This window comes from Chryseobacterium cheonjiense (assembly GCF_012927265.1).
GTDB lineage: Bacteria > Bacteroidota > Bacteroidia > Flavobacteriales > Weeksellaceae > Chryseobacterium > Chryseobacterium cheonjiense.
In genome coordinates, this window is the sequence record NZ_JABBGF010000001.1 from 1,259,246 (window position 1) to 1,271,761 (window position 12,516).

Consider the following 12,516-nt stretch of genomic DNA (forward strand, 5'->3'; position numbering starts at 1 on the left):
ATAAAAATCTTTGATTTTTAAACTAATGTGTTCTTCTAAGCATTGGAATCACAAACTTAAACAACTAATGTGTTTAAAAACTTTTGTGACTTTTGTGGTTAAATTAAACAAGTAAAAAGTGAATATTCGTAAAATTATAAAAATAAGCGCTCTCTGTTTTGCCTTCGGAAATCTCTCCGCGCAAAATCCGTGGCCAAAAACCAACGACACCGCAAAACCGTGGACACGCTGGTGGTGGATGGGAAGTGCTGTTGATGAAAAAGGTTTAGACAAACAATTGACAACCCTTTCCAAAGCAGGTTTCGGAGGTGTTGAAATAGTCCCAATTTATGGCGCGAAAGGTTTTGAAAACAACTACATCAATTACCTTTCCCCGGAATGGATGAAAATGCTAAAATTCACGACAAATAAAGCAAAAAGTCTGAATATGGGCGTTGATATGGCAGTCGGCACAGGCTGGCCGATCGGCGGGCCACAAGTGAATGAAGAAGATGCTGCCACAAAAATGATTGTCCAGACTTATGAAATTCAGTCCAATGAAAAATTTTCTGAAAAAATTATTCTGAAAGAAGAAAAACAGAAGAGCTTAAAAACCACAAAACTCGATATTATAACAGCTTACAATGAAAAAAATGAAGCAGTTGTTTTAACGGATAAAGTCAATGCAGACGGGACTTTAAACTGGATGCCAACTTCAGGTAAATGGACAGTTTACGCAGTTTTTACAGGTAAAACGCTGCAAAAAGTAAAGCGTGCTGCTCCGGGTGGCGATGGCTACACGTTAGACCATTTTTCGCCAACCGCGACCAAAGATTATCTGGAAACATTTGATAAAGCATTTGAAAACTCTAATTACGGAGTCCGTTCATTTTTCAATGACAGTTACGAAGTGTATAATGCCGATTGGACTGCCGATTTCAAAGAGGAATTCAGAAAAAGAAGAGGGTATGATTTAAGTCCTTATATCAAATATTTGATAAGCGATAATGAAAGTGAAATTGCAGGGAGAATAAAATCGGACTACCGCGAAACGATGAGTGAGTTAATCCTTCATAATTTTACGGAGAATTTCACCAATTGGGCGCATTCTAAAAATTCTAAAAATACCAATCAAGCACATGGCTCACCGGGAAATTTGCTGGATTTATATGCTGCAGTCGATATTCCCGAATCTGAAACCTTTGGAAGCACAAAATTCGATATTCAGGGGTTGAAGAGGAATTTGGAAGACATCAATACAAAGGAAGTTCCCGATATCAATATGCTGAAATTTGCCTCTTCAGCAGCCAATATTACAGGAAAACCTCTCATTTCAAATGAATCTTTTACCTGGCTAACAGAGCATTTCAAAACGTCCTGGTCGCAGGTAAAACCGGAAGCGGAACAGATTTTCCTTTCAGGAATCAACCATATTTTTTATCACGGAACGACTTATACGCCGGCTGATGTCCAGTTTCCGGGATGGCTGTTTTATGCTTCAACCAATTTTGTCCCGGAAAATTCTTTGTGGCCGAATATCAAAGGTTTAAATTCTTACATCGAAAGAACGCAGTCTGTTCTGCAAAGCGGAAAATCTGACAATGAAATCCTGATGTACTGGCCGGTATACGATCAGTGGTCGAACCCGAAAGGAAAAGATATGGCGTTCAAAATTCATAATATTGAAAAATGGCTGCATCCTACTGCGTTTTATGAAAATCTTGAAAAATTAGGGAAATCCGGATATTCCCTGGATATGATTTCGGATAAATTGATTGCTGAAGCACAGCTTGAAAACCATGAAATTAAGGTTTCAAAAAGTGGAGGTTCTTACAAAGTTTTAATTATTCCTCAACTGACTTATTTGCCTGAATCTACTTTAAAAAATATCTTGAATTTAGCTCGGAATGGAGCATCCGTGGTTTTTCAAAGCCAACCTAAAGATGTTCCGGGGAATGTTGAAGTGGAAAAAAGAAGAAACGAATTACAGTCTTTATGGAGACAAATTCCTTTTCAGCAAAACGGAAATGTAAAATCTGCAACCTTCGGAAAAGGAAAAATTGTGTTGAGTTCAGATATTAAAAAAGGGTTGGAATTATTAAAAATTGAAAGAGAAAAATTGACGGATACAGGACTGAAATTCGTCAGAAGACAGTTTGATGACGGAAAATATTATTACATCGTCAATCATACCTCAAAAGAAATCAGTCAAAATATTCCATTGAATTTTACAGGAAGACAGGTTGTTGTAATGAACCCTGAAAATGGTGAATTTGGAATTGCAGAAACACAAAATAATTCAGTAAGAATTCAACTGAAATCAGGAGAATCTTTAATTATAAAAATTTCGAAAAATGGGGATTCATCACTTCCAAAATGGAAATATATTGAAAAAACAGAAGAGCCGGTCGTTTTAAACCAGCCCTGGAATTTGACTTTCAAAGAAGGTGGTCCCGAGCTTCCGAAATCCAGAACTCTGGACAAACTTCAGCCTTGGACGAATTTCACGGAAGATGCTCAAACACAAAGTTTTTCAGGAACGGGAGTTTACACGACTTCATTTAAATTAAATAAAAAAGCGGATGACTTTATACTGAAGCTTGATAAATTATATGAAAGCGCAAATGTGATTGTCAATGGTCAGCACGCCGGAATTGTATGGAGCCTTCCGCTTGAAATCAACATTGGTAAATATCTGAAAAAAGGTAAAAATACTATTCAGATTGAGGTTTCTAATCTGATGGCCAACCGAATCCGCTATATGGACCAGCATAAAATCCAATGGCGAAATTACCATGAAATCAATTTCGTCAACATCGATTACAAACCGTTTGATGCGTCAGATTGGAAGGTGCAACCTTCAGGTGTGGATGGCGAAATTCAATTAATTCCTGTATATTATTCGAAATAAATTCTTGTGATGCGTCGAAATAAAATTAAACTTTGTGATCTTTGTTAAGTGAAACGCCTTGTGAACTTTAAAAAGAATAGTAGTCAAAAAAATATTTGCGGACTTTGCGTTAAAAATTACAGCAGAATAAATTGAATTTAAATATTAAATAAAGACTTATGAATAAAAATATCGTAAAAACATTAGCATTAGGAAGTCTACTCGCATTCGGATTTGCCAATGCTCAAAACAAACCGAGAGTCGTTCTGGACAACTTTTTCAACAATGAAAAAAGAGAAAATAAAGAAACCAAAGCTTTAGAATCATGGCATTACACATGGAATGACACTACTAATGGCGGGTTTTCTTTACTAGGCGAAATTTTCCAAAAACAAGGCGCAGAAATCACTACTTTGACAACGGCTCCTTCAAAAAAAGATTTGAAAAACGCTAATATCTATATCATCGTAGATCCGGATATCGACAAAGAAGCGTACGGAGGAAAAGCCAATCTCATAGACTCAAAAACCATTAAAAACGTGGTGGAATGGGTGAAGAACGGAGGAGTTTTGGTTTTGATGAGCAACGACAACGGCAATTCCGAATTTGAACATTTCAACAAATTAGCTGGCGAATTTGGTATTCATTTTAATGACGACAGCTACAACCGTGTTCAGAAAAGAGAATTTGAGCAGGGAAAAGTAATGGTTCCTGCCGGAAACGAGATTTTCTCTGAACAGAAATTATATATGAAGGAAGTCAGTTCAATAGATGTGAAAGCACCTGCAAAAGCTATATTGACAGCGGAAGGGAAAAATATCGGAGCTGTTGCAAAAGTCGGCAAAGGAACTGTTTTCGCTTTAGGAGATCCTTGGTGTTATAACGAATATATTGACGGCAAAAAGCTTCCGGCAGACTTTACCAATTATCAGGGAACTGAAGAATGGGTAAATTGGTTATTCAAGAAGAGTTATAATAAATAATAGAATCTGTGCAATCGATTGAATTTAATTTTTTGGGCAGCTTTTCCTCCTTCCACTCCCGCTTTTTTGTCTCCGCGTTGCTGCGACAAAAAGAGCTCCGTTCAAGTAGGGCTGCAAGCAATTCAAATTGCAAAACCTTATAGGTTTCAAAAACCTATAAGGTTTGTCAAAACATAATATTCAATGCAAAATCAATAGAAACGGGCTTTAGCCCGTTTAATAAAAAGAGATTTCCAATTCGGCTTTAGCCAAAACTTACTAAAAAGATTTATGAAAATCAAATATATCTTCATTACATCCGCCATTTTTCTTTCACAGACCATTTCTGCCCAGAGACAAATGGAATACCTGAAAAGAGGAATTGTCGCTATTCCTGCAGATTCCGGCATTTTTGTAAGTTGGCGCCTATTGGGAACGGAAGCTCACAATACCCATTTCGATGTATATCGTACCGAAAATAATCAGACCACAAAACTGAACGAAAAGCCGTTGCTCAACGAAACCAATTTTTTAGATAAAACAGCCGATAAAGGAAAGAATTACACGTATTTTATAAAATCAAATACGAAAAATCAGGAAGTTGACCAGGATTTTGCGAAATATACAGCCAACCAGAAACCGTATTTATCAATACCTTTAAAAACACCTGAAGGTTACACGCCGAATGATGCTTCTGTTGCCGATCTGGATGGTGATGGAGAATATGAAATTATTCTGCACCAGACAGGAAGATCGAAGGACAACAGCCAGAAAGGAGAGACAGACCCGCCGATTATTCAGGCTTATAAACTGAATGGCCAGTTTTTGTGGGAAATTAGTTTAGGCAAGAATATCAGGGAAGGTGCCCATTACACACAGTTTTTGGTGTATGATCTGGATCAGGACGGGAAGGCAGAAATTGTAATGAAAACTGCTGACGGAAGCAAAGACGGAAAAGGAAAATTTATTGGTGATCCGACTAAAAATTATGTCAACGAAAACGGAATGATCCTTTCCGGACCGGAATTTCTGACAGTTTTTGACGGCCAGACCGGAGCTGAAATTCATACGGTCAATTACCAGGTTCCGAGATTTCCGGGAAGTTTAAACCCAACCAGTGATGAGATGACTGAAACCTGGGGTGATGCCAAAGGCAACCGCATCGACCGGTTTTTAGGAGCTGTCGCTTATCTTGACGGAAAAACGCCGAGCGTGATTATGTCACGAGGATATTACACCAGAACAGCAATTGCAGCCTGGGATTTTAAAAATAAGAAACTCATTCTCCGCTGGCTTTTTGATACGGAAAGTTCGGAAGAAAATAAACAATATCGCGGACAGGGAAATCACAACCTGACCATTGCCGATGTAGATAATGACGGAAAGGATGAAATCGTTTTCGGGGCAATGACGGTTGATGATGACGGAAAAGTGTTGAACAGCACAGGCTTCGGTCACGGCGATGCTTTGCACGTTGGAGATTTAGACCCATCTAATCCGGGATTAGAAATTTTTGATATTCAGGAACGTTTTGATGATGCGGGAGTACATTTCAGAGATGGGAAAACGGGAAAGATATTGTGGAAGTTACCTTCAACCGTGTATAGCAAAGCCGGTAAATTCCAGGGACCGGGAAGAGGTTTGTCTTTAAATATAGACCCTCGTTATGAAGGTTCGGAATGCTGGGCTGCCGGAGCTGGACTGAAAGGAGTTTACACCGCCAAAGGCAAAAAAATCAGCGACAAAAACCCTTCCGTTAATATGGGAATCTATTGGGATGGCGATTTTTTGAGCGAAATTCTGGACGGAACCATTATTTCAAAGTGGGACTGGAAAAACGAAAAGTCAAACCTGATTTTTGATGCCAAAGATTATCAATGTGAATCGAATAACGGAACGAAGAAGAATCCTTCTTTAGTCGCAGATTTATTTGGGGACTGGCGCGAAGAAGTGATGTACAGAACAGCAGATAATCAGGAATTAAGAATTTTCAGTACAACCATTCCCACGAAGCACAGATTGTATACTCTAATGCACAATCCGCAGTACAGGTTAAGCATTGTCTGGCAGAATGTCGGCTACAATCAGCCGCCGCATACCGATTATTATCTGGATGAATCGGTAAAAGAAATTCCAGAACCAAATATTTATACCGTTAAACCTTAATAATTTTAATTTAAATATAAAATGAAAAGACTATTAACAACAGGCCTTTTTGCAATCATTATCACGGGAATGATTTCCTGTTCGGTTCAAAAGCAAAGTACAGCGACAAATGCGAATCCTCCGGATAAAAAGGAAGTTTTGGAAGTTGCAGAACGCGCCAATCAATATTTTATGAACAAATGGCCCGATGCAGGAAAAGAAATTGTGGGCAAAAAAGTATGGCCAAGTAATCTATGGACCAGAGCGGTTTATTATGAAGGTCTGATAGCCCTTTACAAAGTAGATCCTAAAAAAGAATACTATAATTACGCTCTAGATTGGTCTCAAAAGCATAACTGGGATATGATGCGCGGAACATACACCAGAAATGCCGACAACCAGGCATGCGGACAGACTTATCTTGATCTTTACGAGATAGACGGCAGAAAAAATCCTGAAAGAATTAAATATGTAAAAATGTCCATGGATAGCATGATCGCTTCCGGAAAATCAGACGACTGGTGGTGGATTGATGCGCTCCAGATGGGAATGCCGATCTATAGCAAACTTGGAAGAATTACCGGTGATAAAAAATATTTTGACAAGAATTACGAAATGTATGCGTTTACCAAATACAAGCATGGCGGAAACGGATTGTACAATGCAAAAGATAAACTCTGGTGGAGAGACAAAAGTTTTGTTCCGCCTTATAAAGAACCAAACGGCGAAGATTGTTATTGGAGCAGAGGAAACGGCTGGGTAGTGGCCGCGCTTGTTAGAACTTTAGAAGATACACCAAAGTCGGATGCGCATTACCAGGAATATCTGCAGGATTATAAAGACTTATTATCAGCTTTGGTCCCGATTCAGAGAGAAGATGGTTTCTGGAATGTAAGCCTTCATGATCCCACAAATTTCGGTAGTAAAGAAATGACGGGAACCGCACTTTTCGTATATGGAATGGCCTACGGAATCAATAATAACCTGATTGATAAAAAAACGTATTTACCTGTTTTAACAAAAGCCTGGAATGCCATCGTAAAAGATTCTGTTCAACCGAACGGATTTTTAGGATGGGTTCAGGGAACGGGAAAAGAACCTAAAGACGGACAACCGCTTTCTGTAAGCAAAGAACCCGATTTTGAGGATTATGGACTGGGCTGCCTGTTATTAGCAGCTAGTGAGGTTTATCAATTAAAATAACAATTGAATGGGATTCATGAAAGTGGAGTTAATTGCTTTTTTACTCAATGGTATTTAAGTGAGAAATTTTAAATTTGCTTTTTTTTTAAATTTCCCTCAATCACATGTATTGTACATGACACTACAAGATGCGCTATCGATTACATCTTGTTAATTTTCAAACTCAATCGATACGATAAAATTATGAATGCATTATTAGGAGTTATTTTTCATTTTTTAGGAGGCTTTTCTTCGGGAAGTTTTTATTTACCCTATAAAAAAGTAAAAGGCTGGGAGTGGGAAACATTTTGGCTGATAGGAGGTGTTTTTTCCTGGATTATCGTTCCACCGCTTGCTGCCTTTCTTACCATTCCTGATTTCTGGGAAATTATTCAGAATGAAAGTTCATCAATTTTGGGACTGACTTTTTTATTCGGGGCTCTCTGGGGAATCGGTGGCTTTATGTACGGTTTGGGTGTCCGGTATTTGGGCGTGGCTCTTGGAAGCAGTATTATGCTGGGACTTACGATGGTAATCGGTTCACTTGTTCCATCCATTTTTTATGAATTTTCTCCGCAGGAGGGCAAAGATAATATTGGTTTAATGTTTTCCAGCAGTTGGGGACAGTTTGTTTTATTGGGACTTCTTGTTTGTATTGTTGGGATTATCATTAGCGGAAAGGCAGGTGTTATGAAAGACAAAGAACTTCAGAAAGAATCTGCAGATCCTCACGGCGTACAGGTTAAAACCGAGTATAAATTTGGACTGGGACTTACGGTTGCCATTATTTCCGGAATTCTGAGTGCCTGTTTCAATTTCGGACTGGAAGCAGGAAAACCTATGGCGATGGTAGCCAACGAAGCATGGAAGGCTGCTAATCCCGGTCAGGGAGAATTTCTGTTCCAGAACAATGTAACGTATATTGTGGTGCTCTGGGGAGGTATGGCTTCCAATCTGATGGGCTGTCTTTATTTGTCCTTTAAAAATAAATCCTATACCGATTATACCAAAAAAAATGTTCCTGTCGCAAAAAATATCTTTTTCTGTGCATTGGCAGGAACGATGTGGTTTTTACAGTTTTTCTTCTACGGAATGGGTGAAAGTAAAATGGGGAACGGCCCGAGCTCATGGATTCTGCACATGGCATTTATCATTTTAATAGCGAATCTTTGGGGAGTAGTTATTAAAGAATGGAAAGGCGTTTCTAGGAAAACAATTTCTACCATCGTAGTCGGGATGATTGTAATGTTCATATCCATTTTAATCGTAGGTTACGGAAATTCATTAAGATAATTATTACACTTATTCATCATTTATATAGTTTCAGAGTTAGTTTTTAACTCATAAGGCACTGTTTCATGTGCCTTTTTTGCATTAATAAGTGGTGTTTCGTTTAATGAAAATTGATTTAATTCTATTTTATGTGATTAAATTATTATGGTTAATTGTTGTTTAATGAAAATTTGATATTTATTTAATGAAAATTATGAGAATTATAATGCAGGATATTGCAGGATGCCGGAATTTTTGTAACAGTGTATTTTGGTAAAGTAAAAATTAATATATGTCTATTAAAATCAAACAGAAGAATTTTAAGCCACTTATTGCACCGCTGTTTTTGCTTGCATCTGGCTTTATGTTCGGACAAAAGGCAGTACGTGACACTGTGAAAGACAAGACTAAAGATATTGAAGAAGTAGTCATTATCGGTTACGGTAAAGTTAAAAAATCAGATTTAACAGGGTCCGTATCTTCAGTTTCTGCAAAAGATCTTGCGGCAACACCGGCGATGAATGCTTTACAGGCTTTACAGGGCAGGGCTGCCGGACTGAATATTGTAACAGCCGGAGGTGCACCCGGAGCAGGAGCAAACGTTACCGTTCGTGGCGGGGCTTCCATTACCCAGGGAACGGAGCCTCTTTATATTGTAGACGGATTCCAGCTGGATAATGCACTGAATATTATTAATCCCAATGATATTGAAAGTATTGATGTACTGAAAGGTGCTTCTGCCATTGCAATCTACGGTGCCCGAGGATCCAACGGTATTATCGTTATCAAAACCAAAACCGGAAAAAAGGGCAGGGTTACCATCAACTACAATTCATTCATGTCATTTGATATGCTTTCCAAGAAACTGGATATGCTTTCCAGTTCTGAACAGTATGTAAAATATCAGTATGAAATGGCACAGCTTCAGGGAAAAACAACCCAGTGGAGTAATGTTTTTGATAATAGCCTTGGGGTAGATTCACCGGGTTTTTACACCGGAGTGTTTAGCAGAATAGCCAATCGTTACGGGTCTGCACCAGCTTTAGACTGGCAGGAAAGAATGCTTGGAGGTACTGGTGTGACTCAAAATCATAACGTGAGCGTATCGGCAGGCAGCGATAAAACACAGGCATTTATCAGTTATAACTATAATAAACAGGACGGATTATTGCAGAATTTCAATGAAACCAGAAATTCACTGCGCGCTAATATCAATTCGGAATTGTATAAGGGCATACGGTTGGATTTCAGTTCCATGTTTACTTCCAATTCTACAAATGGTGGGGGCGCTTATTCGGGAATGAAAAAAATATTGCTGCAGCCTATTACGGGAGGAACTTTATTTACACAGGATCAGCTATTCAACACCCAGACTTTTCCGGATTTCTCTGCTTTAGATTCCAGCTTTGATACGGAAAATCCCTATATCGAAACGGCTGCTTCCACTCAGAACAGAAGAGTAAGAACATTTTTGGCCAATGTAGGACTGGAATTTGACCTGCTGAAAGATTTTACATTCAGAACCGCAGGATCATATAACTGGACCAATACCAAAGCGACCGCATTTTCAGATAAAAATTCCCGTGCCTACCTCACTGATCCTATTAATACAGGGATCAACGGCAGCATTGCCAATTCTGAGGCATACCGATATCAGATTACCAATACGCTGACCTATAACAAAACATTAGGTGAAAAGCATAGAATTACCGGTTTAATCGGTAATGAGATCATTTATCAGGAAAATGAGAGCAACAGCATGAGGCTGGTAAGATTTCCCTCTATTTTAAATTACGGACTGGATGACATTTCTAATGCGACCGTTGCAGATAAAAGTACAGACAGATCATCATTTAGCCTATTATCCTATTTTGCAAGGGTAAATTATAATTATGATAACCGATACCTTCTTACCGGTACGGTGCGTCGCGACGGATCTTCGAAATTCGGCCCGGATAATAAATGGGGCGTATTTCCTTCTGTAGCTGCTGCATGGAGAGTATCCGAGGAAGGTTTCTGGAAAAACTCTAAAATTGAAAGGTACGTTAATGACCTTAAATTCAGGTTTGAATACGGGATTGTAGGTAACAACAGTATTCCTGATAATGTTTTCAGGACTAATGTTGTCGCAACCGATTACCCTATGAATAATACTATCGGAAATCTGGCCCTTGTAACAAACAGTGTTTTAGGAAACCGTATGGTGCAGTGGGAGGAAATGAGATCTACCAACATCGGAGTAGATTTGGCATTATTTAACAGCAGGATTAAATTAACTTCAGAATGGTACAACAACAATGTAACCGGAATGTTGCTGGAAACTGTACTTCCTGCATCTACAGGGTACGCAAGACAGTTTAAAAATATCGGTTCCATGAAGAACACCGGTATGGAATTCACTTTAAATTCTATCAACGTAAAATCCGGTAATTTCAGATGGTCTACAGATGCCAATATAGGTTTCAATAAATCAAAAGTTTTATCGCTCGATGAAGGAAGAACCTTCAGAAATTTCAGTGTCGGTGGTAACAGGGCAGGTATGGTAACCTATTATGCTACCGTTGGGGAAGAATTAGGAGATATGTACGGATATGTTTATCAGGGAATTTATACGACCGATGACTTTATCCAGGAATCCAACGGCTCATTAACCTTAAAGCCCGGAGTTGTAAAACCCGCATCCGGAACTCCAAAGCCCGGTGATATTAAATTTGCGGCAGATAATGAAGCAGGAGATCAGTTTACAAGAAAACTCGTAAAAATAGGAAACGGTACTCCGGATTTCATCGGGGGAATCAGTAATAATTTTTCATACAAAGGCTTTGATCTTGCAGTATTTTTGAAATTCAGCGTAGGCGGAGATGTTTACAATGCTACCAAGCACAGCATGAGCCCTTACGCCATGTTCCAGAATGTACCTTCGGAGTTTGGAGATAATTATTACCGTGTTATTGATCCTAATACAGGGCAGGCGACAACAAACCTTGCACGATTAAAAGAACTGAACCCGGATGAAGATTCCCGACTTTGGAGCTTAAGCACTACCAATTCAGGATACATCACGTACCCGTCATCATATTATGTGGAAGATGGATCTTATTTAAGAATTTCTATGGTAACGCTGGGTTACTCATTTCCGAGAGAATTTTTAAGCAATGTTAAGCTTACCAATGCACGGATCTATTTTACCGTTAATAATTTAGCAACCATCACAGGATATTCGGGATACGACCCGGAAGTTTCTGCAGCTAGCGGTGTTACCGTTACACCGGGCTACGACAGTTCTTCATTTCCTCGCTCAAGAAGTTATGTTCTGGGTATTAATTTAACCTTCTAAATACAAATGTTAACATCATGAAAAACAGATATAATAAAAACCTTATAAAAACGCTGATTATTGTTCCGGCAATTTTAGTAGCCGGTCTCAGCATCAACTCGTGCAGTGATGATTTTCTGGATCAGCCTGCCTATAATTCATCCAATACAGAATCGGTATTTGAAAATATAGAAACTGCAGATGCTTTTGTTCAGGGACTTTACAGAGGCCTTGTTCCCACCGAAATGTTCTATCAGCTGGGTGCTGGTGATACCGTGACCCATTCTGCAGAAGACGGATCTACCAACAACTCCAAATATAATATTTGTAACTATCAGTATGACGCGTATACGCCCAACACGGTTACAGGAATTTATGCTGCGATGTATGCGATTATTGAAAGAGCCAATATTGCCATCAGCAGATTGCCTACAATGCCCGCAAGTCCGAAGCGCGATGCTTTGCTGGCAGAAGCAAAAGCGATCCGTGCATTTTGTTATCACAATTTGATACGGGTTTACGGAGATGTACCTGCAATCTGGATTCCTCTTGAAGAAGCAGATCCTAACGACCCGAGTACATTATACCCGAAACGTTCTCCAAGAGACGGAATTTATGATCGTATCATTGCTGATATTCAGGAATCGGTAAATAATCTGCCAGCTTCAAACGGCACCCCGGAGAGACTCAATAAACAGTCAGCCAATGCACTGTTAGCAAGAATAGCATTGTATGCGGCGGGATATTCTCTTCGTTGGGATCTTAATACC

Annotated in this window: 6 protein-coding genes and 1 pseudogene; all 7 read left to right on the forward strand. The window is 39.0% G+C overall.

The genetic code is table 11. The features are described from left to right. Positions 1-118: 118 nt before the first annotated feature. Entirely contained in the window at positions 119-2,890 is a 2,772-nt protein-coding gene (locus HHL20_RS05825; RefSeq protein WP_169230221.1) for a glycosyl hydrolase, read from the forward strand. Positions 2,891-3,048: 158 nt separating this feature from the next. Next, complete coding sequence (locus HHL20_RS05830) at positions 3,049-3,852, forward strand: DUF4350 domain-containing protein (protein WP_169230222.1); 804 nt, start codon at positions 3,049-3,051, stop codon at positions 3,850-3,852. Positions 3,853-4,122: 270 nt separating this feature from the next. Beyond that, on the forward strand, positions 4,123-5,997 hold the full coding sequence (locus HHL20_RS05835) for a rhamnogalacturonan lyase (protein ID WP_169230223.1): 1,875 nt from the start codon (positions 4,123-4,125) through the stop codon (positions 5,995-5,997). A 21-nt stretch (positions 5,998-6,018) separates the two neighbouring features. Further along, on the forward strand, positions 6,019-7,179 hold the full coding sequence (locus HHL20_RS05840) for a glycoside hydrolase family 88/105 protein (RefSeq protein ID WP_185194794.1): 1,161 nt from the start codon (positions 6,019-6,021) through the stop codon (positions 7,177-7,179). A gap of 183 nt (positions 7,180-7,362) precedes the next feature. Continuing rightward, complete coding sequence (rhaT, locus tag HHL20_RS05845; protein ID WP_169230224.1) at positions 7,363-8,451, forward strand: L-rhamnose/proton symporter RhaT; 1,089 nt, start codon at positions 7,363-7,365, stop codon at positions 8,449-8,451. A 271-nt stretch (positions 8,452-8,722) separates the two neighbouring features. Continuing rightward, positions 8,723-11,767 (forward strand): SusC/RagA family TonB-linked outer membrane protein, encoded by a 3,045-nt coding sequence (locus HHL20_RS05850; protein ID WP_169230225.1) that lies wholly within the window; start codon positions 8,723-8,725, stop codon positions 11,765-11,767. Between the two features lie 17 nt (positions 11,768-11,784). Then, positions 11,785-12,465: pseudogene (locus HHL20_RS19740) on the forward strand (RagB/SusD family nutrient uptake outer membrane protein); the annotation flags it as partial. Positions 12,466-12,516 lie beyond the last annotated feature (51 nt).